The 22231-nt window shown below is 62.2% G+C and carries 26 protein-coding genes; 14 read left to right on the top strand and 12 right to left on the bottom strand.

The window, feature by feature from the left end; all coding sequences use genetic code 11:
• The first annotated feature begins 57 nt into the window (after positions 1-57).
• Complete coding sequence (locus BLV18_RS21290) at positions 58-471, top strand: PA0061/PA0062 family lipoprotein (protein WP_090361745.1); 414 nt, start codon at positions 58-60, stop codon at positions 469-471.
• Between the two features lie 110 nt (positions 472-581).
• Positions 582-995 carry a PA0061/PA0062 family lipoprotein gene (locus BLV18_RS21285; RefSeq protein ID WP_090361742.1) on the top strand — a complete coding sequence of 138 codons (414 nt, stop codon included), beginning with the start codon at positions 582-584 and terminating at the stop codon, positions 993-995.
• Between the two features lie 42 nt (positions 996-1037).
• Here BLV18_RS21285 and BLV18_RS21280 read toward each other — a convergent pair whose 3' ends face one another.
• Both BLV18_RS21280 and BLV18_RS21275 read right to left on the bottom strand, forming a co-directional pair.
• Positions 1038-1271, bottom strand: coding sequence for a DUF1161 domain-containing protein (locus tag BLV18_RS21280; protein ID WP_090361738.1), 234 nt, complete (start codon positions 1269-1271; stop codon positions 1038-1040).
• A 53-nt stretch (positions 1272-1324) separates the two neighbouring features.
• Positions 1325-1750, bottom strand: a complete 426-nt coding sequence (locus BLV18_RS21275) for an OsmC family protein (RefSeq protein ID WP_043193753.1) — start codon at positions 1748-1750, stop codon at positions 1325-1327.
• A gap of 211 nt (positions 1751-1961) precedes the next feature.
• Here BLV18_RS21275 and BLV18_RS21270 point away from each other — a divergent pair, with 211 nt between their 5' ends.
• Positions 1962-2963 carry an LLM class flavin-dependent oxidoreductase gene (locus tag BLV18_RS21270; protein ID WP_090361736.1) on the top strand — a complete coding sequence of 334 codons (1002 nt, stop codon included), beginning with the start codon at positions 1962-1964 and terminating at the stop codon, positions 2961-2963.
• 102 nt (positions 2964-3065) lie between these two features.
• Here BLV18_RS21270 and BLV18_RS21265 read toward each other — a convergent pair whose 3' ends face one another.
• Together BLV18_RS21265 and BLV18_RS21260 are read right to left on the bottom strand one after the other, a co-directional pair.
• Positions 3066-3290 (bottom strand): DUF1161 domain-containing protein, encoded by a 225-nt coding sequence (locus BLV18_RS21265; protein ID WP_043191956.1) that lies wholly within the window; start codon positions 3288-3290, stop codon positions 3066-3068.
• A gap of 132 nt (positions 3291-3422) precedes the next feature.
• Positions 3423-3638: a dodecin gene (locus BLV18_RS21260; protein WP_043191958.1), complete on the bottom strand. Its 216-nt coding sequence runs from the start codon at positions 3636-3638 to the stop codon at positions 3423-3425.
• Between the two features lie 143 nt (positions 3639-3781).
• Between BLV18_RS21260 and BLV18_RS21255 the strand changes: the two genes are divergently transcribed.
• Positions 3782-4105, top strand: coding sequence for an ElaB/YgaM/YqjD family protein (locus BLV18_RS21255; RefSeq protein ID WP_043191960.1), 324 nt, complete (start codon positions 3782-3784; stop codon positions 4103-4105).
• On the opposite strand, the gene BLV18_RS21250 is transcribed toward BLV18_RS21255, so the two are convergent.
• Complete coding sequence (locus tag BLV18_RS21250) at positions 4102-4998, bottom strand: LysR family transcriptional regulator (RefSeq protein ID WP_090361733.1); 897 nt, start codon at positions 4996-4998, stop codon at positions 4102-4104. The two genes, BLV18_RS21255 and BLV18_RS21250, sit on opposite strands and share 4 nt — an antisense overlap.
• A gap of 107 nt (positions 4999-5105) precedes the next feature.
• On the opposite strand from BLV18_RS21250, the gene trpB reads away from it, so the two are divergent.
• The 3 genes from trpB to BLV18_RS21235 all read left to right on the top strand — a co-directional run bounded on the left by trpB (position 5106) and on the right by BLV18_RS21235 (position 7755).
• Complete coding sequence (gene trpB, locus BLV18_RS21245; protein WP_090361730.1) at positions 5106-6332, top strand: tryptophan synthase subunit beta; 1227 nt, start codon at positions 5106-5108, stop codon at positions 6330-6332.
• Positions 6329-7141, top strand: coding sequence for a tryptophan synthase subunit alpha (trpA, locus tag BLV18_RS21240; protein ID WP_090361727.1), 813 nt, complete (start codon positions 6329-6331; stop codon positions 7139-7141). The genes trpB and trpA overlap by 4 nt, the downstream gene beginning before the upstream one ends.
• A gap of 122 nt (positions 7142-7263) precedes the next feature.
• Positions 7264-7755 (top strand): anti-virulence regulator CigR family protein, encoded by a 492-nt coding sequence (locus tag BLV18_RS21235; RefSeq protein WP_090361723.1) that lies wholly within the window; start codon positions 7264-7266, stop codon positions 7753-7755.
• 8 nt (positions 7756-7763) lie between these two features.
• On the opposite strand, the gene BLV18_RS22275 is transcribed toward BLV18_RS21235, so the two are convergent.
• Together BLV18_RS22275 and BLV18_RS21230 are read right to left on the bottom strand one after the other, a co-directional pair.
• Positions 7764-8273, bottom strand: a complete 510-nt coding sequence (locus BLV18_RS22275) for a hypothetical protein (protein WP_139211037.1) — start codon at positions 8271-8273, stop codon at positions 7764-7766.
• Positions 8274-8367: 94 nt separating this feature from the next.
• Entirely contained in the window at positions 8368-9276 is a 909-nt protein-coding gene (locus BLV18_RS21230; protein WP_090361720.1) for a choline sulfate utilization transcriptional regulator, read from the bottom strand.
• Positions 9277-9390: 114 nt separating this feature from the next.
• On the opposite strand from BLV18_RS21230, the gene betC reads away from it, so the two are divergent.
• Positions 9391-10917: a choline-sulfatase gene (betC, locus tag BLV18_RS21225; RefSeq protein WP_090361718.1), complete on the top strand. Its 1527-nt coding sequence runs from the start codon at positions 9391-9393 to the stop codon at positions 10915-10917.
• 23 nt (positions 10918-10940) lie between these two features.
• Positions 10941-11876: a choline ABC transporter substrate-binding protein gene (gene choX / locus BLV18_RS21220; RefSeq protein ID WP_090362479.1), complete on the top strand. Its 936-nt coding sequence runs from the start codon at positions 10941-10943 to the stop codon at positions 11874-11876.
• 162 nt (positions 11877-12038) lie between these two features.
• Here choX and aroE read toward each other — a convergent pair whose 3' ends face one another.
• A complete protein-coding gene (aroE, locus tag BLV18_RS21215; RefSeq protein WP_090361716.1) occupies positions 12039-12863 on the bottom strand; it encodes a shikimate dehydrogenase in 825 nt (274 codons plus the stop codon).
• Positions 12864-12880: 17 nt separating this feature from the next.
• Positions 12881-13804 carry an oxygen-dependent coproporphyrinogen oxidase gene (hemF, locus tag BLV18_RS21210; RefSeq protein ID WP_090361713.1) on the bottom strand — a complete coding sequence of 308 codons (924 nt, stop codon included), beginning with the start codon at positions 13802-13804 and terminating at the stop codon, positions 12881-12883.
• 165 nt (positions 13805-13969) lie between these two features.
• Between hemF and BLV18_RS21205 the strand changes: the two genes are divergently transcribed.
• Positions 13970-14944, top strand: a complete 975-nt coding sequence (locus BLV18_RS21205) for an NADPH:quinone reductase (protein ID WP_090361710.1) — start codon at positions 13970-13972, stop codon at positions 14942-14944.
• A gap of 81 nt (positions 14945-15025) precedes the next feature.
• Here the strand turns inward: BLV18_RS21205 and tsaC are convergent, their stop codons facing one another.
• The 3 genes from tsaC to BLV18_RS21190 form a co-directional block, all read right to left on the bottom strand.
• Positions 15026-15580: an L-threonylcarbamoyladenylate synthase type 1 TsaC gene (gene tsaC, locus BLV18_RS21200; protein ID WP_090361707.1), complete on the bottom strand. Its 555-nt coding sequence runs from the start codon at positions 15578-15580 to the stop codon at positions 15026-15028.
• Between the two features lie 37 nt (positions 15581-15617).
• Positions 15618-16724, bottom strand: coding sequence for a DNA-processing protein DprA (dprA, locus tag BLV18_RS21195; protein WP_090361704.1), 1107 nt, complete (start codon positions 16722-16724; stop codon positions 15618-15620).
• Between the two features lie 119 nt (positions 16725-16843).
• On the bottom strand, positions 16844-17869 hold the full coding sequence (locus tag BLV18_RS21190) for a LysM peptidoglycan-binding domain-containing protein (RefSeq protein WP_090361700.1): 1026 nt from the start codon (positions 17867-17869) through the stop codon (positions 16844-16846).
• Between the two features lie 71 nt (positions 17870-17940).
• Here BLV18_RS21190 and def point away from each other — a divergent pair, with 71 nt between their 5' ends.
• The 4 genes from def (at position 17941) to trkA (ending at position 22204) form a co-directional block, all read left to right on the top strand.
• Positions 17941-18447 (top strand): peptide deformylase, encoded by a 507-nt coding sequence (def, locus tag BLV18_RS21185; protein ID WP_049860474.1) that lies wholly within the window; start codon positions 17941-17943, stop codon positions 18445-18447.
• A 127-nt stretch (positions 18448-18574) separates the two neighbouring features.
• Positions 18575-19507 carry a methionyl-tRNA formyltransferase gene (gene fmt, locus BLV18_RS21180; protein WP_090361697.1) on the top strand — a complete coding sequence of 311 codons (933 nt, stop codon included), beginning with the start codon at positions 18575-18577 and terminating at the stop codon, positions 19505-19507.
• Positions 19504-20817, top strand: a complete 1314-nt coding sequence (gene rsmB / locus BLV18_RS21175; protein ID WP_090361694.1) for a 16S rRNA (cytosine(967)-C(5))-methyltransferase RsmB — start codon at positions 19504-19506, stop codon at positions 20815-20817. Before fmt ends, rsmB begins: the two co-directional genes overlap by 4 nt.
• Before the next feature lie 13 nt (positions 20818-20830).
• Positions 20831-22204: a Trk system potassium transporter TrkA gene (gene trkA, locus BLV18_RS21170; protein ID WP_056844856.1), complete on the top strand. Its 1374-nt coding sequence runs from the start codon at positions 20831-20833 to the stop codon at positions 22202-22204.
• The last annotated feature ends 27 nt before the right edge of the window (positions 22205-22231 follow it).

The following is a 22231-nucleotide window of genomic DNA, read 5'->3' as shown; positions in this document are numbered from 1 at the left end:
GCGAGCAGGTGTTATCGGCGCTGACCCTGCATCTTACGATCCCATGAGGAGAATTCCATGCGCGCATTGATCATTGCTGGCAGCCTGCTGACGCTTGCCGGCTGTGCCGGACTGCCCGACCCGGATCCCAACCAGGCCTGGATCGATCTTGCGGCCGACGATCACAACGCCCTGCACGCGACCCAGGTCGACGAGAAGGAATGGACCGACACGCGTTATTTCGAAGTCGAGCCCGGCCGCCATGAGCTGACCGTACGCCTGCAATTTCCCGTAGAGCCAACCAACATCGGCCCGGTGCCCGCACCGCTGTGGCGTAATTGTGAATTGAACGTCACCTACGCAAGCTTCGATGCGGGCCAACGCTATTTCCTGGAAGCGGGCAGCGTTGGCTTCAGCCCCTGGGCCAGACTCTACGACGAGCAGCGCAAGCTGGTCGGCCAGGCCCAACCTGCGGGCTGTCAGAGCACTTGAGCACCGCTCACCCGGTATAACCACTGACGGCGCCGACTCGCGCCGTCGGCACAAAGCTTCTAGACTCGGTACTCGTCTTACCGATGGTTCTCTGCAGCCAAGGAACTCCCATGCGCGCCGTGCTCGCCCTGTTGACCTTCGCCACGCTCGCTGGCTGCGCCAACCCGCCGTTGCCCACAGTGGATCCAGGCAAGGCGTGGATCGACATGTTCACTACCACCGGCCGTCTGGTCATGGCCGAGAGCCTGGATGGACGCAAGCTCAATGACGGGCGCTATTTCCAGGTGGAACCCGGAAGTCATGAACTGGAAGTGCGCTTCGATTACGAGATCTATGCGGGGGGTGGGCTGATCAACGACCCGTATGACCGAACCTGTTACCTGACCGTGCGCTATGACAGCTTCAAGCCAGGTGAACGTTATCGTCTGGAGGGTAGGGCGATCGCCATGCAGGCCAGTGCGCGACTGTACGACTCAAGCCGGCAGATCGTGGCCGAGGACCGGGCCATTCACTGCATTCCCTGAGCGGCTGCTTGAGCGCCATGGCGTGATTGCACCGCAGCGCAATCAGTCGTCGTTTTTCTGATAGACGATCTTGCGCGTACCATTGTCGCAAGTGCCCACGACCATATTCGGGTCCTTGGCATCGAGGTTGTCGACAATTTCCAGTGTGTACGACGTGACACTCTGGGCCTGGATCTTGGCCTCGATTTCAGCCTTCAAATCCTCACATGGCTTGGGTGCTGCCAACGCCGTGGTTGCCAACACACTGCACGCCATCGCCAAAATCAATTGCTTCATGACTCGATTCTCCTGGTGAGGGGGCAGTGTAAGGCAACCGGGCGCACGCTACCTCAAGATTCCAGGGTGGCGCTCAGGGTGATGTCGGCGTTCAGTACTTTCGATACCGGGCAGCCTTCCTTCGCCTTGTTGGCCAGCTCTTCGAACTTGGCCTGGTCGATGTTCGGGATCTTGGCCGACATGGTCAGCTTGATGGCGGTGATTGCAAAACCTTCGCCTTCCTTGTCCAGGCTGACTTCGGCGGAGGTCTTGATTTCATCGGGGGTGAAGCCTTCGCCGCCCAGAATCATCGAGAATGCCATGGAGAAACAGCCTGCATGCGCTGCGCCGATCAACTCTTCCGGATTGGTGCCCGGCTGGCCTTCGAAACGGGTGTTGAAGCCGTAGGGATTGCTTTTCAGAGCGCCGCTCTGAGTGGAAATCTCGCCCTTACCGGTTTTCAGATCGCCTTTCCAGACAGCAGATGCGGTTTTCTTGATGCTCATAAAAGCCTCCATGATGGGCGCGACGGGTTCGCGCGGTGTCATGTGTTCAGAGGGCAGGGCGCTGGGCAAGTTCAGCGCGATTCGGACAGCTGGCTATTGAATCCGGGCAAGATGCCCATACTGACTATTCATAAGAAATAAACATTCGGTAGCAAAGATGCGCGGGGCATCCCACCTGCCACATACCCACAGGATGCCATTGATCATGACCGTTTTGACCGATACGAAATACTCCGTCCTCGACCTTGTGCCCGTACGTGCCGACCATGGCCCGGCACGGTCGCTGCACAATGCCCTGGATCTGGCGCGCCATGCCGAAACCTGGGGCTACAACCGCTTCTGGGTGGCCGAGCACCACAACATGGACGGTATCGCCAGCTCGGCGACCTCCGTGCTGCTGGGCTATCTGGCCGGTGGCACGTCCTCGATCCGGGTGGGCTCGGGCGGGGTGATGTTGCCCAACCATGCGCCGCTGGTGATCGCCGAACAATTCGGCACGCTGGAAAGTCTGTACCCGGGACGCATCGACCTGGGCCTAGGCCGCGCGCCTGGGTCGGACCAGATGACCGCGCGCGCGCTGCGCCGTGAACGCTCTGGCAGTGCCGACGATTTTCCCGACGACGTTCGCGAGCTGATGGCCTACCTGGGGCCTCGTACTCCTGATCAGAAAGTGATCGCCGTGCCGGGCAGCGGGACCAACGTGCCCATCTGGCTGCTGGGATCGAGCCTGTTCAGCGCCCAATTGGCAGGCATGTATGGCCTTCCCTATGCCTTCGCTTCGCATTTCGCGCCGCGTTACATGCATGAGGCTATTCGTGTCTATCGCGCCCATTTCCAGCCTTCCGAGGTATTGGACAAGCCGTATGTGATGTTGGGTGTGCCATTGGTGGCCGCCGACAGCGACGAGCACGCCGACTACCTGGCCACTTCGGTCTACCAGCGTATTCTCAACCTTATGCGCGGCCAGACCCTGGTGCAGCAGCCACCGGTCAAGAGCATGGAAGGATTGTGGTTGCCCCATGAAAAGGCTGCGGTCGGGGACTTTCTGGGCCTGGCGGTGGTGGGAGGACCGGCGAAGGTCCGTGCCAAGCTTGAGGTGTTGCAGGAGCAGACGCAGGCGGACGAACTGATCTTCACGTGCGATCTGTATGAGCATGCCGATCGGCTCAGATCCTATGAACTGTTGGCGCAGGTGATGAAGGGTTGAGCGTGCACTGACCTGAGGTACTGCGGCGCGTGTTTCGCGGCCGCTGACCGCTCCTACAGGGGATTGGATGTCCTGCGGGAGCGAGTCATGGCAGCGATGCCATCAGCGCTTGTAGACGATGGCCTTGGTGCCGCCTTCACACGAACCGACAACCTGGAAACCTGCATCCGGTGTGACATTGTCGACCACTTCCAGCGTGTAACCCGACACGCCGTTGGCATCGATCTTCGCGGCGATTTCGCTCTTGAGCTCCTCGCACGGCTTGCCTGCAGCGAACACGCCGCTTGCCACGCTCAACAAACCCACAGCCAACAAAATTCGCTTCATCGCTTGCATCCTTGGTTTGGTACTGCCGGTTAAAGACAAACGGCGGATCGCCTGTGGTCAGGTCGATACGCCGGGAGTGTGTTGTAACTCAACCTATGGCATTCGGCCAGTCGGAAGATTCCGTGTTTTCTGTCAGCTATTTTGGATACGGAAGCCAACTTTCAGCGTGACCTGGAAATGAGCCACTCGACCATCCTCGATATGACCACGGGTTTCGGTCACTTCGAACCACTCCATTTTCTCGATGCTCTTGCTCGCTTCGGCCAATGCGTTGTTGATGGCGTCTTCGATGGTGGTGGTCGAGGAACCGACCAGTTCGACTTTCTTGTACGTGTGGTGATCGCTCATGGTGCTCTCCAGTGGATGGACTACGAAAGGTTGTCTACCTGTGTGGGGATTTCTGCGCTAAAAGTTCATACGCACTGCACTTTCATCCTGCCGCGCAGTCGGAATCTACACACGCTATTCACCACAACGAAGGAGAGATACCCATGGCAATTTCGACCCGCAAGGCCTCGCTGCAAAGCATGGAAGCAGAAATCGAAAGTCTGCTGCGCTCCCTGGAAAGCCTGAAGGAAGATTCCACCGAGGAGTCGCGCAAGACCCTCAAAGCGCTAAAGGCCAATGCCGAGACCGCGCTGAGCCACTCGCGCAGCCTGATCAGCGACGCGTACGAAGAAGTGAAGGTCAAGACCAAGGAAACCGGTATCGCTACCCGTGACTACGCTCAAGAGCACCCTTGGGCCGCAGCTGGCGTCGCCGTCGGCGCGCTGGGTCTGATCGCCGCTTACCTGATGTGCAACCGCAGCAACTAATCGACCTGGCGCGCCAGCTCCTGCTTGAGCCATAGCGCCAGCTGTCGAGCGCGCCCATCCGAGGCGCGCCGCGGGACCCAAAGCGCCAGCCGCGCCGGGGTTTGCGTAAAACCCCATGGCGCGGCCAGACGCCCGGCCCGCAGGTCATCGATCACCAGCGGTTCGGGTGCGATGGCAATGCCCAGTCCAGCCACTGCTGCTTCCAGCAGATAATACAAATGCTCGAACCCCTGTCCCAAGGTCAACGCCTCGGGTTCCAGGCCGTTGCGCCGTACCCAGCTGGGCCAGGCCTGTGGCCGTGATGTCGTGTGCAACAGGGCGTGCTTGAGCAAGTCTTTGGCCGTACAGTTCTGCAAGGCTTCGAATTCATGGAAGCGCGGGCTGAGCACCGGTCCGATGCGCTCTTCGGCCAGTTCGAACACGTCCATGTCGGCGGGCCAGGGTGGTTCGGCAAACATCAGCAAGGCGTCCAGGCCAGGACGGCGAGGGTCCAGATCGCCTTCGCCGGCCGATAGATGCAGGCGCAGGTCCGGCAAGTCGCTGTTCAATCGACCCAGACGCGGGATGAACCAGCGCGCCAGCAGGCTTCCCGAGCAGCCCAGGACGAACGGCGCCTGAGCCTGGGCCTGACTCAATTCCGCACAGACCAGACGCAGGCGTTCGAAAGCCTCGGCGCTGGCATCGCGCAGCCGACTGCCGGCATCTGTGAGTTTCAGGCCACGCCCCTGCTTGACGAACAATGCGATGCCCAGATGCTCTTCGAGCAGCTTCAGTTGTCGGCTGACGGCACCGTGGGTCACGCTCAAGGATTCGGCCGCCTTGCTGACGCTGTTGAGGCGGGCAGTGGCTTCGAATGCCTTGAGGGCATTCAGCGGGGGCAGGTCACGGCTCATGGTAATGTGAGAATTCCTGACAGGTTGCTCAGATCTTATCGGTTTTCCCGAGCGGCTGTCATGGGTACAGTAGTGACATCGCCCTCTCATTTCCCCTGGAGCTTCGCATGACCCAGAGCAATCTTCGCAGTGGCCCGGACAGCAACGGCCTGTTCGGTGCCTTCGGCGGCCGCTACGTCGCCGAGACCCTGATGCCGCTGGTGCTTGAGCTGGCTCGGGAATACGAAGCGGCCAAGGCCGATCCCGAGTTTCTCGAGCAGGTCGCCTACTTCCAGCGCGACTATATCGGCCGGCCCAATCCGTTGTATTTCGCCGAGCGCCTGACCGAACATTGCGGCGGGGCGAAAATCTACTTCAAGCGCGAAGAACTCAATCATACCGGCGCACACAAGGTGAACAATTGCATCGGCCAGGTGCTGCTGGCCAAGCGCATGGGCAAGAAGCGCCTGATCGCCGAAACCGGCGCCGGCATGCACGGCGTGGCCACGGCCACCGTGGCCGCGCGCTTCGGTCTGCCTTGTGTGATCTACATGGGCGCCACCGACATCGAGCGCCAGCAGGCGAACGTGTTTCGCATGAAACTGCTGGGCGCCGAAATCGTGCCGGTCACTTCCGGCACCGGCACCTTGAAAGACGCCATGAACGATGCGCTGCGTGACTGGGTCACCAATGTCGACGACACCTTCTACCTGATCGGTACCGTGGCCGGCCCACACCCGTATCCGGCGATGGTGCGCGACTTCCAGTCGATCATCGGCAAGGAAACCCGCGAGCAGATGCAGGAGAAGGAAGGTCGCCTGCCCGATAGCCTGGTTGCCTGCGTCGGCGGTGGTTCCAATGCCATGGGCCTGTTCCACCCCTTCCTGGATGACAGCAGCGTGGAGATCATCGGCGTCGAAGCTGCCGGCCATGGCGTGAATTCGGGCAAGCACGCCGCCAGCCTCAACGGTGGCGTTCCCGGTGTACTGCACGGCAATCGCACCTATCTGCTGCAGGACAACGATGGGCAGATCACCGATGCGCACTCCATCTCGGCTGGCCTGGACTACCCCGGTATCGGTCCCGAACACGCCTGGTTGCACGAAATCAAGCGGGTGAACTACACCAGCATCACCGACGAAGAGGCGTTGGCTGCGTTCCATGCCACCTGCCGTCTGGAAGGCATCATCCCGGCGCTGGAAACCGCTCACGCCTTGGCCGAAGCCATGAAGCGTGCGCCGACGCTGCCTGCCGACCACTTGATGGTGGTGTGCCTGTCGGGCCGCGGCGACAAGGACATGCAAACCGTGATGAGCCATATGGGCGCCCAAGGCGCAAAGGAGACACTGGCATGAGCCGCCTCGAACAACGCTTTGCCGAACTCAAGGCCGAAGGCCGCGCGGCCCTGGTCACCTTCATCACCGCTGGCGACCCCGGCTACGACGCTTCCCTGTCGATCCTCAAGGGCCTGCCAGCCGCCGGTGCGGATGTCATCGAGCTGGGCATGCCCTTCACCGATCCGATGGCCGACGGCCTGGCCATTCAGTTGGCGACCCTGCGGGCACTGAACGCCGGTCAGACGCTGGCGAAAACCCTGCAGATGGTTCGTGAATTCCGCGTCGAAAACAGCACCACGCCCATCGTGCTAATGGGCTACTACAACCCGATTCACCGCTTCGGCGTCGAAGCCTTCGTGGCCGAGGCCAAGGAGGCCGGTGTCGACGGCCTGATCATCGTCGACCTGCCGCCCGAGCATGATGGTGAATTGGCGACCCCGGCACAGGCCTCGGGTATCGACTTCATCCGTCTGACCACGCCAACCACCGACGATGCACGCTTGCCACGGGTACTGGAGCGCAGCTCCGGGTTCGTCTACTACGTATCGGTGGCCGGCGTGACCGGTGCCGGCTCGGCTACCACCGAGCACGTGGGCGGTGCCATCGAGCGGCTACGTCGACATACCGACCTGCCGATCAGCGTCGGTTTCGGCATCCGCACGCCCGACCAGGCTGCCGCCATTGCCCGCCTGGCCGATGGCGTGGTGGTCGGCTCGGCACTGGTGGACAAGATCGCCCATGCCCAGCACCACGGTCAGGCTGTGGAAGATGTGCTGTCGCTGTGCAGTCAACTGGCGCAGGGCGTACGTAAGGCTCGTGTCAGCTGAAGGTAAAGATTCCAATACAGAGGAATTAGCCTCTGGTTCACGGGACTAAACGGCAAGACCAAGGGGGATCGAACCTGTGTTCGGTCCCCCTTTTTGCTGTTTGGCCGTGAAGGAAATCCATGATGAACATGCCAAAAAACCTGATTCTGAGCGTGGGCGCACTGGTGATCGCTTGTGCACCGCTGGTGCAAGCCGCCCCTGGTGGTCCGGGAGGACCGGATGAGCAACGTCAAGGGCGCCAGGAACAACCCCATCAGCGGCAGGGCGGACCCGATCGGCCTGATCATGACGAGCGCGGTCCAGGCAACCGTGGCCAAGGCAACCCAGGTGGCGGCATCGCGCGCGGTGGTCCACCCCAGGATTTCGGCCCCGTACGCCAGACCATTCAGGATCACCGCGACGTCTTCCGGCCCGGCAACCCGCCTCCCGCCAGTATTCGCGCCATCAAGGGACAACCTCTACCTCGCGGCTACGGTGCCCGCCTCGACGGTCCCGCGCTGAAGCACCTACCGCGTTACGAAGGCTATGAATGGCGCCGCATGGGCACGGATGTGGTGCTGATCGCCATTGGTACCGGGATCGTCTACGAGGTGTTGCAGGGGGTTTTGAACTGATCAGCCATCTAGAGATGCACTGCCTGTCCCGAATCAGAAGCGCTATAGCTCGGAGTCGCCCAAGCGTTTACGCAACCCATCTCACTGGCAAAAAAATCCATGGATGACCACTTCGACAGGTCTGAAACAGGCTCGAGATAGTCGAAACCGTAAACAAGCGTGATATTGCCCCAACAGCTGCTCACTTTTTCGACGTTGCGATCCGGCTGCTGGAAATGGGTTTCCCTGATTACCGTACATTCAATCCGGTTAGAGGTGTGTTGAGCCGAAACGCACTCGCCTTGCATGCCTTTGAAAAACGCCACAAGGGATGCATGATCCAGCGGTCGAAACGCCCGAGCGCCTATGGATCTACCTTCATCAAGACGAAGGGAAGGCGAGTGATCATCCGGCATCATGCGGATGATTGTATAAGTGAAGATATCGATTGGGGTAGGCGGGTGATAATCCTGAGGGATGGGTAGATAACATCCTGAAACGGCGGTAGATACAACGGCGACTGCTATGGCACGGCGCATGTCGATGCATTCCTGATCGGCGGGACATGCAGGGTAGCCAGTCGACCGATTGTGCAGTAGCAGCCGTTTCCCAAGTGAATGTGAGATATCCCCTCTACCGCCGGCTCTGCTCCTCCATCACCCAATCCACGAACCTTTGCACCATTTGTCCGCGGCGTTTGCGTTGCGGCACCACCACGAAATAGCCCAACGCCGATGTGGCGGCGCCTTCGAAAGGGCGGCAGAGCAGTTGCTGCTCCAGCAATGCGTCCACCAGGTGACGCCAGCCGATGGCAACGCCTTGCCCGGCAATCGCGGCCTGGATGAGCAGCGTGTAGTTGTCGAAGCGCAATTGCCCCGGTGCTGGGGCACTGGGGATGTGCAGGGCGCGGAACAGGCCGCTCCAATCGAACCACTGACAGCTGCTTTCACCGCGCAGGTGCAGCAGCGGCCATTCGAGCAATGCATCGGAGCCCAGCGGTAGCGTTCGATCGTCCAACAGGCGCGGGCTGCAGACCGGGAAGACTTCTTCATTGAATAACCAGTGGCTTTCACCCTGACGGAACCGGCCATTGCCGAACAGGACTGCCACATCGATGTTCGGGCCGAGCATGGCATGGCTGCGTTCACTGGTGACCAAGCTGACATCGACCTGTGGATAACGTTGATGGAAGCGATGCAGGCGTGGCATGAGCCAATAGGCGGCGAACGCGAAGTCGGTAGAGACCTGAAGCACTTCATGCTGGGTCTGGGTGGTGATCAAACCCAGACAGTCGTCGATGCTGCGCAGCCCTCCCTGTACCGCCTCGAACAGGGTGTAGCCTGCGTCGGTCAGCTCGATGCCTCGGTAGATACGATCGAACAGGCGGATGGCCAGTTGTTCCTCGAGCCGTTTGATCTGCTGGCTGACGGCAGGTTGTGTCGTACCCAACTCGGCGGCGGCGGCCGTGAAACTGCGCAGCCTGGCGGCGGCCTCGAAGGCCCGCAACAGATCAAGGGAGAGTTCTCCAAGGCTTGCCAACATAAGCGCTACTTATCCTAGGTATTGTTCTGCATGGGCTTTACCAGGCCACAGCGGCACCGCATGGTGAACGGTAGAAACTTCGCATTAATCTCCACTATGGAATGCCCTGAGCCGATGAAGCGCAAGAACATTCTTTTCATCATGGCCGATCAGATGGCCGCCCCTCTGTTGCCGATCTACGCGGCGTCTCCCATCAAGCTGCCGAACATCAGCCGCCTGGCCGAAACCGGCGTGGTGTTCGATGCCGCCTACTGCAACAGCCCGCTGTGCGCGCCGTCGCGTTTCACCTTGGTCAGTGGGCAGTTGCCGAGCAAGATCGGCGCCTACGATAACGCTGCCGACTTTGCCGCAGACGTGCCCACCTACGCCCACTATCTGCGCCGCCTGGGTTATCGCACGGCGCTGTCGGGGAAGATGCATTTCTGCGGCCCTGACCAACTGCACGGTTACGAGGAACGCCTGACCAGCGATATCTATCCCGCCGACTATGGCTGGGCCGTCAACTGGGACGAACCCAACGTGCGCCCCAGCTGGTATCACAACATGTCCTCGGTGCTGCAGGCTGGCCCCTGTGTGCGCACCAACCAGCTGGATTTCGATGAAGAAGTGGTGTTCAAGGCCCAGCAGTACCTGTTCGATCACATTCGCGAAGACGGTGACCAGCCTTTCTGTCTGACGGTGTCGATGACCCACCCGCACGATCCCTACACCATTCCCAAGCCGTTCTGGGACCTGTACCGCGACGAAGACATTCCCCTGCCGCAGAACGTGCCGAGCCAGACCGAACTGGACCCGCATTCGCAACGCCTGCTCAAGGTCTATGACCTGTGGGACAAACCCTTGCCTGTGGATAAGATCCGCGACGCACGACGCGCCTATTTCGGCGCGTGCAGCTACATCGATCACAATGTCGGCAAGCTGATGCAGACCCTGGAAGAAACCGGGCTGGCCGACGACACCATCATCGTCTTCTCCGGCGATCACGGCGACATGCTTGGCGAGCGTGGGCTCTGGTACAAGATGCATTGGTTCGAGATGGCGGCGCGGGTGCCGCTGCTGGTCTGCGCCCCTGGCCAGTTCCAGCCGGGGCGCGTGCAGGCGGCCGTTTCCACCGCCGACCTGCTGCCTACCTTCGTCGAGCTGGCCGGCGGCGAACTCGAGCCCGGCCTGCCTCTGGATGGCCGTTCGCTGGTTTCCCACCTGCAAGGTGAGGGCGGCCACGACGAGGTGTTCGGCGAGTACATGGCCGAAGGCACCAACAGTCCGCTGATGATGATCCGCCGCGGGGCGATGAAATTCATCTACAGCGAGCAGGACCCCTGCCTGCTCTACGACGTGGACAACGATCCACACGAACGCGAAGACCTGAGCCGGTCACCCTCGCACCAGGCACTGTTCGAGGCGTTTCTGAATGAAGCCCGCCGTAAATGGGACATGCCGGCGATACACCAAGAGGTGCTCGCCAGCCAGCGCCGCCGTCGTTTCGTGGCCAGTGCGTTGACCCAGGGCACGCTGAAGAGCTGGGATCACCAGCCGCTGGTGGACGCCAGTCAGCAATACATGCGCAACCACATCGACCTCGACGACCTGGAGCGCAAGGCACGTTATCCACAACCCTGCCCATTACATCAGACGCTCTGAGGGAAGTCCGCATGAAGGTGACCATGAAGATATCCACAGCCCTGGCAGCCAGCTGGTTGGCAGTTGCCGGCTCGCCGGCGTTTGCCGATGAACCGCTGTCTGACCCACAAAGTTGCGCCACCGTGAAGATGGCCGACCCGGGCTGGAGCGACATCGCCGCCACCAATGCGCTGGCCAGCCTGGTGTTGGAGGGCATGGGCTACAAGCCCAAGATCGACACCCTGGCCGTGCCCATCATTTTCGGCGGCTTGAAGGATGGGCAGGTGGATGTCTTCCTTGGCAACTGGATGCCGGCTCAACAGGGTTTCTACGACAAGTTCGTCGCCAACGGCGATGTGGTGCAGTACGCCAAGAACCTGGACGGTACCGAGTTCACCCTGGCCGTTCCCGATTATGTCTACGACGCCGGAGTGAAGGATTTCGCCGACCTGGACAAGCATGCCGATCAGTTCGGCAAGAAGATCTACGGCATCGGTTCGGGGGCACCAGCCAACCTGTCATTGGCCGAGATCATCAAGAAAGACGAATTCGGCCTGGGTGACTGGAAGCTGGTGGAGTCCAGCGAGCAGGCCATGTTGGCCGAGGTCAATCGCAACGTGAAGAAGAAAGCGTTCGTGGTCTTCCTCGGTTGGACGCCGCATCCGATGAACGTGCAGATCAAGCTCAAGTACCTCACGGGCGGCGAGAAGTATTTCGGCTCCACCGGGACCGTGCACACCTTGACCCGCAAGGGTTATGCCCAGAGCTGCCCGAACACCGCCAAGCTGCTCAGCAACCTGGTGTTCACCCAGGAGATGGAGAACGGGATCATGGCCGATGTGGCCAACAGCAAGAAAACCAGCGCTCAGGCGGCGCATGCCTGGTTGAAAGCCAATCCGGCGGTGCTGGAGAAATGGCTGGACGGGGTGAAAACCCTGGATGGCAAGGATGCGCTGCCGGCGGTGCGGGCGAAGCTTTGATTTTTACGGGCTTGATGGTGGTGGGTGTCAGTGATGGCCTCTTCGCGGGCAGAGCCCGCTCCCACATGGATACCGCGTTGAGCACTGGATCTCTGTGGGAGCGGGGCGGGCGGCGAGCTCTCTGCCCGCGAAGAGGCCTTCACTGACACCCCTTCAATCAACTCAACCCGCCGCCATCTCCCGCCGCAACTGGCTCAGCACCGGCGCCGTATCCACTGCCACACCGCGCCAGTAGGTGAAAGCTTCCGCCGCCTGCTCGACCAGCATGCCGAAACCATCCAGCGACAGCCGCGCACCGTATTCGCTGGCCCAGCGACAGAACGGCGTTGGTTCCTTGCCGTACATCATGTCGTAGCAGACCGTGACACCGGGTTCGATCAAGCTGCTGGCAATGGGCGGCAGATCGCCCGCCAGGCTCGCCGACGTGGCGTTGATGATGATATCCACAGGCTCTTCCAGCCAATCGAAGCCACTGGCCGCAACCGGGCCCAGATCAGCGAACAGCCGCGCCAGCTGTTCGGCTTTCTCGACCGTACGGTTGGCGATCACCAGCGACAGCGGTTGCTGTTCGAGCAGCGGCTCGATCACCCCTCGCACCGCACCGCCGGCACCCAGCAACAGAATGCGTTTGCCTTGCAAGGTCACACCGGCGTTGTCGACCAGATCGCGCACCAGCCCCACGCCATCGGTATTGTCGCCGCGCAGGCCGCCATCGGGCAGACGGCTGAGCATGTTCACCGCGCCGGCACGCTGCGCGCGTGGGGTCAGCACGTTGCACAGGCTGAAGGCCTGCTCCTTGAACGGCACGGTGACGTTGGCGCCCAGGCCTTCCTTGAAAAAGCCCAGGGCACAGTCGGTGAAGCCATCGATGGGCGCCAGCAGCGTGCTGTAGTCCAACGCCTGGCCGGTCTGCTCGGCAAACAATCGGTGAATGGCCGGTGACTTGCTGTGACCCACCGGGTTGCCGAAAACCACATAACTGTCCATGCGAAACGGTTCCTGAATCAAAGGGCGGGGGCTTGTGCCAGCCAGTCGCGGTCCTGGAGGAAGTAATCGGTCAACCGCGCTTCTTCGCTACCGGGTGCCGCCTTCCAGTCATAGCCCCAGCGCACCTGCGGCGGCAGCGACATCAGGATCGACTCCGTGCGGCCTCCCGACTGCAGACCGAAAAGCGTACCGCGGTCGTAGACCAGGTTGAACTCGACGTAGCGGCCACGGCGGAATTCCTGGAATTCACGCTGCTGCGCGGTGTATGCCATGGCCTTGCGACGCTGCACGATGGGCAAATAGGCGTCGATGAAGGCATCGCCGATGGCGCGCATGAAGGCGAAGCTGGTGTCGAAATCCCACTCGTTGAGGTCATCGAAGAACAAACCGCCCACACCGCGCGGCTCGCCGCGGTGCTTGAGATGGAAATAGCGATCGCACCAGGCCTTGTAGCGCGGGTAGACATCGGCGCCAAAGGGCTCGCAGGCCTGCTGGGCGACGCGGTGCCAGTGAATGCAGTCTTCCTCGTGGGCATAGTAGGGCGTCAGGTCGAAACCACCACCGAACCACCAGACCGCCTCTTCGCCTTCCTTTTCGGCGATGAAGAAGCGCACATTGGCGTGGGACGTGGGCACATGCGGGTTGTGCGGGTGAATCACCAGGGACACGCCCAGCGCCTCGAAACCACGGCCGGCCAGTTCCGGGCGATGAGCGCTGGCCGAGGGCGGCAGGCCGCTGCCGAACACGTGGGAAAAATTGACCCCGCCTTTTTCGATCAACTCACCGTCGGCAATCACCCGGGTACGACCACCGCCGCCCGCAGGACGCGTCCAGGCATCTTCGACGAACTGCGCGCCGCCGTCTTCGGCCTGCAAGGCGTGGCAGATTCGGTCCTGCAGATCGAGCAGATAGGCTTTTACGGCCTCGGTGCGGGTAGTCATGGCATCACCTTGGAGAAGGGCAAATACCGCCAGCGGCCTGCGAACACGCCTGACCGGCGATCAAGTCGGCGCGTAGCATAGCATCGCTCACTGCCTGCGGCAGTTGACGCCGATCAAGCAAAGGCGTCCGATAGGCCTTCGCCCAACGACAGCAGGAGTGAACAGATGGCAAAGCGTATCCAGTTCGGTTCCACCGGCGGCCCGGAAGTCCTCAAGTTCGTCGACTTCGAGCCCAGGCAACCGGGCCCGCAGGAGATTCGCGTACGCAATCACGCCGTGGGCGTGAACTACATCGACAACTATTTCCGCAGCGGCCTGTACCCGACGCCACAACTGCCATCGGGCCTGGGCACCGAGGCGGCCGGCGTGGTGGAGGCAGTGGGCAGCGAGGTGGACGGCTTCAAGGTCGGCGACCGTGTGGCCTACGCAGGCGGCCCCCTGGGCGCCTACAGCGACCTGCACGTGTTGCCTGCGGCCATGGCCGTGCACCTGCCGCAAGCGATCACTTTCGAGCAGGCCGCTGCGGTGATGCTCAAGGGCCTGACCGTTCAATACCTGTTGCGCCAGACCTACAAGGTCGAAGCCGGAGAAACCATTCTGTTCCACGCGGCCGCCGGTGGCGTGGGTTCGCTGGCCTGCCAATGGGCAGCGGCGTTGGGCGTGAAGCTGATCGGTACCGTCAGCTCGCCCGCCAAGGCCGAGCGAGCCAAGGCACTGGGGGCTTGGGAGGTGATCGACTACAGCCACGAGGATGTGGCCAAGCGAGTTTTGGAGTTGACCGATGGCAAGAAATGCCCGGTGGTCTACGACGGCGTGGGCAAGGACACCTGGGAAACCTCGCTCGACTGCCTTCAACCACGTGGCCTGATGGTCAGCTTCGGCAACGCCTCCGGCGCGGTCAGTGGCGTCAACCTGGGGATCCTGTCGCAGAAGGGCTCGCTGTACGTCACCCGGCCGACCCTGGCCAGTTACGCCGTGCCCGGTACGGTACAGGGCATGGCCGACGAACTGTTCGGGATGATCGCCAGCGGCAAGCTCAAGGTCGACGTCAGCCAGCAATACCCGTTGAGCGATGCGGCGAAGGCACAAACCGCCCTCGCCGCACGCGAGACGGTGGGCTCGACCATCCTGCTGCCGTGAAGCCGGGCAGGGAGCCGCACGCTGACGGCTCTCTCGCCATATTTTTTAGGGCAAGAGTCAGGGCAAGAAGCAGGGCAAGAGTCAGGGCCTGATCACCTCGCCGGTGACCAGGTCACGGATCACGCTCGGGCTTTTCCGCCCGCCCAGCGCGCCCCCCAGCACCAGGTCCACTTCGCCCCGGAAGTATTGCTCCACGCGCAGGCGGCTGCGGGCAGCCGGACGGCCCTGGCGATTGGCCGAAGTCGACACCAGCGGCCCTACCAACGCACACAGCTCGCGCACTTGCGGGTGATCGCTCACGCGCAGGGCCACGGAGTCGTGGACACCGGTGATCCATTCGGGCAACAGGTCCTGATGAGGCACCAGCCAGGTGTTCGGGCCGGGCCAGGTGCTGGCCATCCGATCGATCCAGTCCTCGGGGAAGTCCTCGAACAGGAAGTCGAACTGACGAATGTTGTCGGCAACCAGGATCAGGCCCTTGTCGACCGAGCGCTCCTTGATGGCGAGCAAGCGGTAGACCGCCTCTTCGTCCCACGGATCGCAACCCAGCCCCCAGACAGCTTCGGTCGGGTAGGCGATCACCGCGCCCGCTCGGATCTCGCGCGCCGCTTGTTGCACACGCCAACTGCTCACCATCTGCTGTCACTCCCATTGGAAACTGCCGCCAGTGTACTTAGCTGGCACGTGCAAACCAACGCCCCGCCTGACTGACCACACGCCCCTGCAGTTCCAGCTCGGTGAGTTGCGCCATCACCCGGGGCAATGGCCAGCCGAGGGCTGCGGCCAGACCTTCAGTGGTATGCGCCGCTGCCACCAACGCGCTCAGCAGCGGATCTTGCGATCGTTGCGGTGCTGGCGACGAGGCTGGCGGCAGGCGCTGCCAACCCTGCAAGCCTTCGAGGATGTGATCGATGGTCTCGACCAACTGCGCACCGTCGCGGATCAACTGATGACAACCGCGGGCGCCAGGATGATGAATCGAGCCTGGCAGTGCCCACACTTCGCGACCATGCTCGGCGGCAAGACGTGCAGTGATCAGCGACCCGCTGGCCGGACTCGCTTCGATGACCAGCACGCCCAGCGACAAGCCGCTGATTATCCGGTTGCGCCGGGGAAAATTGCCGGGCTGTGCCTGGGCCTGCAGGGGAAACTCGGAAACCAGCGCGCCACGGGCCTCGACGATGGCCTGCGCCAAGGCACGGTGCTTCTGTGGATAAAGTTTTTCCAGCCCGGTGCCCAAGACCGCGCTGGTATGTCCACCCACGTCCAATGCACCTTGGTGGGCAGCACCGTCCACACCCAGGGCCAGACCGCTGGTGATCGTGAATCCCGCACCTGCCAGGCTGCGAGCGAAGGCCCGGGCATTGTCCAATCCGGGCGGCGAGGCGCGGCGACTGCCGACCACGGCGATCTGCGGCCGCTCCAGTACGCCGGGGTCCCCGCGCACGAACAGCAGCGGCGGTGGATCGGCGATCTCCTTGAGCAGGGCCGGGTAGTCAGGCTGGTCCCACATCAGCAAATGCTGGTCCGCACGCTCTAGCCAGGCCATCGCAGCCGCAGCAGATTGATGAATGCCGGGGTCGCGGCGGGCCTGGGCGCTGGCGTCGCTGCAACCTGCACCGCGCCATTGCACGGCCGAGGCATCGAGCGCCGAACGCGCACAGCCGAAGTGCGCAACGAGCTTGTGAAAGCGTTGCGAGCCAATGTCGGGGAGTAGTTGCAAGCGCAGACGCGCTTCGAGTTCGGAACAGGTGTGGGTGTTGCTTTCGAAAAGCGGCATCCGATCATCCTTGAATCGGCAGGCTCGCAAGCATCTGGACAAGCTGTGGATAACTCTGTGCACAAAAGTATCGGAATGCGCCTGGGCACGATCCTCTCGTACCCAGGCGCCAGGTGCGGCTACGGGTTACTCACCTTGTCCATCACTGCCAGCGAGCGGTTGGCGTTGAGGATCAAACCATAGCTCAGCTTTTCATAGGTGCGGAACACCATGAGCAGTCCGGAACGCTCGTCCGGGACCTTGATCTGCTCGCCAGTGATACGATCGCGCACTGTCTCGCCGGTCTTGTAGACCGCCAGAACGTTGCCTTCGCGCAGCCCGTCGCGCTTTCCGCGGTTCAAGGTGACCACGTCGTACTTGCCGATCTGTGTAACACCTCGTGGCACATCAATGATCACACCATGGATGTCCGACTGCGGCGCGCTGGGAAAAAATGTCGAATTGACCGCACGCTGTTCATCGCTGAACAGCCGATCGCCCAGGCGAACTTCTTCGCGCGAGCGCTGCAGGACCAGGGTAGAGATGTCCCCTTCGGTCGCGACGATTTCGCCACCACCGATATTGTCGGCGTTGATGCCAAGAAATTCCTGGGTATCGGGGTCCGTGTAGGCCTTGCCCTGGCGGAAGATGCCATAGACCGACTGCGCCGGATCGAACGCCCCACGTGCGTAGATGCGGTCGCCCATGCCACTGAGCACCCGCTCGGCATTGCCAGCGACGATATAGGGTGCGGCGTTGAAGTCGTCGACCGAATCCATGATGCGGTTGGTCAGCAGAAAGCTGTTGATCGATTCCAGCGGTATGCTGGGAATGGCTTCGGCCACCGGTGTGGTGCGCACTTTTGGCGAGAGCTTGATAGTGCCGCGCGAGGCGCCGCGCTCGAGCATCAGTTGCGGCTGGCCGTCGACGAAGCCCAGCACCAGCGAATCGCCGGGGTAGATCAAATCGGGGTTGGCGATCTGCGGATTGGCGTGCCAGAGCTGCGGCCACTGCCACGGCTGGCGCAGAAACTTGCCGGAAATGTCCCACAATGTGTCGCCACGGACCACGGTGTAGCGCTGTGGGTAGCCGTCCCTGAGCTGCACCTGCGCCTGCGTCAGGCCGGACATTGCCAGCAGTAGCAGGGCGAGTAGTGATTTCCTCATGCCGTGAATCCCTTTATCATGTCTGTTCACGCGAAATAACGACTTTACCTCACAGTGCAGCACATACGCATATGGCTATTTTAAACATCCTCGAATTTCCAGACCCGCGCCTGCGTACCGTCGCCAAGCCGGTCACGGTGGTGGACGACAGCGTTCGCCAGCTCATCGATGACATGTTTGAAACCATGTACGACGCGCCGGGCATCGGTTTGGCCGCTACCCAGATCAATGTGCACAAGCGCATCGTGGTCATGGACCTGTCCGAAGATCGCAGCGAACCGCGGGTGTTCATCAACCCCGAGTTCGAGTCGTTGACCGACGAGATGGACCAGTACCAGGAAGGTTGCCTGTCGGTGCCTGGCTTCTACGAGAATGTCGATCGTCCGCAGAAGGTCAAGGTCACGGCGCTGGATCGCGACGGCAAGCCCTACGAACTGATCGCCGAAGGCCTGCTGGCCGTGTGCATCCAGCACGAGTGCGACCACCTCAACGGCAAGCTGTTCGTCGACTACCTGTCCAACCTCAAGCGCGACCGAATCAAGAAGAAGCTGGAAAAACTGCACAAGCAGCAAGCCTGATTCCGGTGCCCTGTAGGAGCGGCTAGTAACCGCGAACAACGCACCTCGGTGCGTCAGGAAGGGCCCCTTCGCGGCTGCCAGCCGCTCCTACAAAGGGTTGCGGCCCACCTCCAACAGCGAGAACTCCATGCGCATCGTCTTCGCGGGCACTCCCGAGTTTGCCGCCGAACACCTCAAGGCCCTGCTGGCCACTTCCCACGATATCGTCGCCGTGTACACCCAGCCGGATCGCCCGGCGGGACGCGGGCAGAAACTCATGCAAAGTCCGGTCAAGCAACTGGCCCTGGAGCACGGCATCCCCGTGCTACAGCCAGTGACCCTGCGTGACCCGCAGGCACAGGCCGAGCTGCGTGAACTGGCTCCGGACCTGATGGTGGTGGTCGCCTACGGGCTGATCCTGCCGCAGGCGGTGCTGGATATTCCGCCGCTGGGCTGCATCAACAGTCATGCTTCGCTGCTGCCACGCTGGCGCGGTGCAGCGCCGATCCAGCGGGCGGTGCAGGCTGGCGATGCGCAGAGCGGCGTCACCGTGATGCGCATGGAGGCCGGTCTCGATACGGGCCCGATGCTGCTCAAGGTCAGCACCCCGATCGATGCCCACGATACCGGCGGCAGCCTGCACGATCGGTTGGCGCAGCTGGGCCCGCCGGCGGTGGTCCAGGCCATTGCCGGCTTGGCTGCGGGCTGCCTGCCGGGCGAAACCCAGGACGACAGCCTGGCCAACTACGCGCACAAGCTGGACAAGAACGAAGCACGCATCGACTGGAGCCAGCCGGCCGAAGTGCTGGAACGCCTGGTACGGGCGTTTTTCCCCTGGCCGATCTGCCACAGCACCTTGAACGCCGAGGCCGTGAAAGTGCTGGCGGCCGAGTTGGCCGACGGCAGCGGTCAGCCGGGTGAAATCCTTCAGGTCGACAAGGACGGGCTGACCGTCGCCTGCGGTGTACAGGCACTGCGCCTGACCCGCCTGCAGTTGCCGGGCGGCAAGCCACTCAACTTCAGTGACCTGTTCAACAGCCGCCGCGATCGCTTCGTGGTCGGCACGGTGCTGGGCCAATGAACCCACGTCTGGCGGCGGCCCGCGCGCTCGCGGCAGTGCTCAACGGCAAGGCCTCGCTCAACAGCTCCCTGCCCAAGGAATTGGACAAGGTCGAAGCGCGGGACCGTGGCCTGGTTCAGGACCTGGCGTTCGGCACGGCACGCTGGCAGCCCCGTCTCGACGCACTGGCCGAGCGGCTGCTGCAAAAGCCCTTCAAGGCCGCCGATGCCGATGTGCATGCCCTGCTGCTGGTGGGCCTCTACCAGCTGCTGTACACCCGCGTGCCGGCCCATGCCGCGATCGGCGAAACCGTCGGCTGCGCCGACAAGCTGAAGAAACCCTGGGCCAAGGCATTGCTCAACGCCGTACTGCGGCGCGCCCAACGCGAGAGTGACGCCATTCTGGCCGAACTCGAACGCGATCCGGTAGTACGCACCGCCCACCCGCGCTGGCTGCAGAAATCGCTCAAAGCTTTCTGGCCAGAGCAATGGGAAGCCATTTGCGCTGCCAACAACGCTCACCCGCCGATGATCCTGCGAGTCAACCGCCGCCATCACGACCGTGATACCTACCTGGGCCTGCTGGCCGAGCAGGGCGTGGCCGCGCAGGCCTGTGTCCACAGCCGCGATGGCATCGTTCTTTCAGAAGCCTGCGATGTGCGCGGGCTGCCCGGTTTCAGCGAAGGCTGGGTCAGCGTGCAGGATGAAGCCGCGCAGTTGGCCGCCGAGTTGCTCGACCTGGCCCCCGGTCAACGCGTGCTCGATGCCTGCTGCGCGCCAGGTGGCAAGACATGCCATATCCTGGAAGCCGAACCGGCCCTGGCTGAAGTCGTGGGAATCGATCTCGAAGCGAAACGCCTGGTCCGGGTGCGCGAGAACCTGCAGCGTCTGGGGTTGCAGGCGCACTTGATCGCCGCCGATGGCCGCGATACCTCGGCCTGGTGGGACGGCAAGCCGTTCCAACGCATCCTGCTCGACGCACCCTGTTCGGCCACCGGCGTGATCCGCCGTCATCCCGACATCAAGCTGACCCGCCAACCCGACGACATCCATGCCTTGGCCGTGCTGCAAGGCCAGTTGCTCGACGCCATGTGGCCGACCCTGGAGGTTGGCGGCGTGTTGCTCTATGCCACGTGCTCGACCTTGCCCACGGAAAATACCGAGGTCATCGAGGCATTCCTCGCTCGCACGTCCGGCGCCCGCGAACTGGACGTGGCCACCTCTGCCGGGATCAAGCAGGCCCATGGCCGCCAACTGCTGGCGCAAGAGGGCGGTCACGATGGCTTCTACTACGCCAAACTGATCAAGATTGCCGCCGTACGCGGCCATTGACGGGGAATAACGGATGAAGATCATCATCCTGGGTGCAGGGCAGGTGGGCGGCACTTTGGCCGAGCACTTGGCCAGCGAGGCCAACGACATCACCGTGGTCGACACCGACCCCGAACGCCTGCGCAACCTCGGCGATCGCCTGGACATCCGTACCGTGCAGGGCCGCGGCTCGTTTCCGACCGTGCTGCGCCAGGCCGGTGCCGACGACGCGGACATGCTGGTGGCAGTGACCAACAGCGACGAAACCAACATGGTCGCCTGCCAGGTCGCCTACACCCTGTTCCATACCCCGACCAAGATCGCCCGGGTACGCGAATCGGCGTATCTCACCCGTGCCGGCCTGTTCGACAACGATGCCATCCCGGTGGATGTACTGATCAGCCCGGAACAGGTGGTGACCAACTACATCAAGCGCCTGATCGAATACCCCGGCGCCCTGCAGGTCATCGACTTCGCCGGAGGCAAGGCGCAGCTGGTTGCGGTCAAGGCTTACTACGGCGGCCCGCTGGTGGGCCAGCAATTGCGGCAGATTCGTCACCACATGCCCAAGGTCGATACACGCGTGGCGGCCATCTTCCGCCGGGATCGGCCGATCCTGCCCCGCGGCGACACGGTCATCGAAGCGGACGATGAAGTCTTCTTCATCGCCGCCCGCGAAGACATTCGCGCGGTGATGAGCGAACTGCGCCGGGTCGACCAGAGCAACAAGCGGGTGGTTATCGCCGGCGGCGGGCAGATCGGCGAGCGCCTGGCCGAAGCCATCGAAAGCCGTTACCAGGTGAAGATCATCGAGATGAATCCGGCGCGCTGCCGCTATCTTTCCGACACCCTGGACAGCACCGTGGTGTTGCAGGGCAGCGCCTCGGACCGCGACCTGATGCTCGAAGAGAACATCGCCCAGGCCGATATATTCCTGGCCCTGACCAACGATGACGAGGCCAACATCATGTCCTCGTTGCTGGCCAAGCGACTGGGCGCGCGCAAGGTCATGACCATCATCAACAACCCGGCCTACGTCGATCTGGTCCAGGGCGGCGAGATCGACATCGCCCTGAGTCCACAACTGGCGACCATCGGTACGCTGCTTGCGCACGTACGGCGTGGCGATATCGTCAGTGTGCATTCATTGCGCCGCGGCGCAGCCGAAGCCATCGAGGCCATTGCCCACGGCGATGCGCGCTCGAGCAAGGTGATCGGCAAGCCCATCGAAACCATCGACCTGCCACCGGGAACCACCATCGGCGCGATCATTCGCGATGACCAGGTGATCATCGCCCACAGCGACACGGTGATCGAAGCCGGTGACCACGTGATCCTGTTCGTTGTGGATAAAAAATACATCCGCGACGTGGAAAAGCTGTTCCACGTGGGCCTGAGCTTCTTCTGACCCCCGATCCCGCTCCCTCACAGAGCG

The organism is Pseudomonas coleopterorum (assembly GCF_900105555.1).
GTDB classification, from domain to species: Bacteria; Pseudomonadota; Gammaproteobacteria; order Pseudomonadales; family Pseudomonadaceae; genus Aquipseudomonas; species Aquipseudomonas coleopterorum.
The sequence above is the reverse complement of the archived record's forward strand: the minus strand, read 5'-3'. Positions and strand labels throughout refer to the sequence as shown.

Excerpts from the sequence above, each read along its gene's own strand:
- BLV18_RS21230 (WP_090361720.1), bottom strand. The coding sequence starts at position 9,276 with ATGTTGGCAAGCCTTGGAGAACTCTCCCTTGATCTGTTGCGGGCCTTC.
- BLV18_RS21255 (WP_043191960.1), top strand. The coding sequence starts at position 3,782 with ATGGCAATTTCGACCCGCAAGGCCTCGCTGCAAAGCATGGAAGCAGAA.
- BLV18_RS21285 (WP_090361742.1), top strand. The coding sequence starts at position 582 with ATGCGCGCCGTGCTCGCCCTGTTGACCTTCGCCACGCTCGCTGGCTGC.
- BLV18_RS21190 (WP_090361700.1), bottom strand. The coding sequence starts at position 17,869 with ATGAGGAAATCACTACTCGCCCTGCTACTGCTGGCAATGTCCGGCCTG.
- choX (WP_090362479.1), top strand. The coding sequence starts at position 10,941 with ATGAAGATATCCACAGCCCTGGCAGCCAGCTGGTTGGCAGTTGCCGGC.
- rsmB (WP_090361694.1), top strand. The coding sequence starts at position 19,504 with ATGAACCCACGTCTGGCGGCGGCCCGCGCGCTCGCGGCAGTGCTCAAC.
- trkA (WP_056844856.1), top strand. The coding sequence starts at position 20,831 with ATGAAGATCATCATCCTGGGTGCAGGGCAGGTGGGCGGCACTTTGGCC.
- BLV18_RS21290 (WP_090361745.1), top strand. The coding sequence starts at position 58 with ATGCGCGCATTGATCATTGCTGGCAGCCTGCTGACGCTTGCCGGCTGT.
- aroE (WP_090361716.1), bottom strand. The coding sequence starts at position 12,863 with ATGGACAGTTATGTGGTTTTCGGCAACCCGGTGGGTCACAGCAAGTCA.
- BLV18_RS21280 (WP_090361738.1), bottom strand. The coding sequence starts at position 1,271 with ATGAAGCAATTGATTTTGGCGATGGCGTGCAGTGTGTTGGCAACCACG.
- betC (WP_090361718.1), top strand. The coding sequence starts at position 9,391 with ATGAAGCGCAAGAACATTCTTTTCATCATGGCCGATCAGATGGCCGCC.
- dprA (WP_090361704.1), bottom strand. The coding sequence starts at position 16,724 with ATGCCGCTTTTCGAAAGCAACACCCACACCTGTTCCGAACTCGAAGCG.
- fmt (WP_090361697.1), top strand. The coding sequence starts at position 18,575 with ATGCGCATCGTCTTCGCGGGCACTCCCGAGTTTGCCGCCGAACACCTC.
- BLV18_RS21205 (WP_090361710.1), top strand. The coding sequence starts at position 13,970 with ATGGCAAAGCGTATCCAGTTCGGTTCCACCGGCGGCCCGGAAGTCCTC.
- tsaC (WP_090361707.1), bottom strand. The coding sequence starts at position 15,580 with ATGGTGAGCAGTTGGCGTGTGCAACAAGCGGCGCGCGAGATCCGAGCG.
- BLV18_RS21250 (WP_090361733.1), bottom strand. The coding sequence starts at position 4,998 with ATGAGCCGTGACCTGCCCCCGCTGAATGCCCTCAAGGCATTCGAAGCC.
- trpB (WP_090361730.1), top strand. The coding sequence starts at position 5,106 with ATGACCCAGAGCAATCTTCGCAGTGGCCCGGACAGCAACGGCCTGTTC.
- trpA (WP_090361727.1), top strand. The coding sequence starts at position 6,329 with ATGAGCCGCCTCGAACAACGCTTTGCCGAACTCAAGGCCGAAGGCCGC.
- BLV18_RS21270 (WP_090361736.1), top strand. The coding sequence starts at position 1,962 with ATGACCGTTTTGACCGATACGAAATACTCCGTCCTCGACCTTGTGCCC.
- def (WP_049860474.1), top strand. The coding sequence starts at position 17,941 with ATGGCTATTTTAAACATCCTCGAATTTCCAGACCCGCGCCTGCGTACC.
- BLV18_RS21265 (WP_043191956.1), bottom strand. The coding sequence starts at position 3,290 with ATGAAGCGAATTTTGTTGGCTGTGGGTTTGTTGAGCGTGGCAAGCGGC.
- BLV18_RS22275 (WP_139211037.1), bottom strand. The coding sequence starts at position 8,273 with ATGCGCCGTGCCATAGCAGTCGCCGTTGTATCTACCGCCGTTTCAGGA.
- hemF (WP_090361713.1), bottom strand. The coding sequence starts at position 13,804 with ATGACTACCCGCACCGAGGCCGTAAAAGCCTATCTGCTCGATCTGCAG.
- BLV18_RS21235 (WP_090361723.1), top strand. The coding sequence starts at position 7,264 with ATGAACATGCCAAAAAACCTGATTCTGAGCGTGGGCGCACTGGTGATC.
- BLV18_RS21260 (WP_043191958.1), bottom strand. The coding sequence starts at position 3,638 with ATGAGCGATCACCACACGTACAAGAAAGTCGAACTGGTCGGTTCCTCG.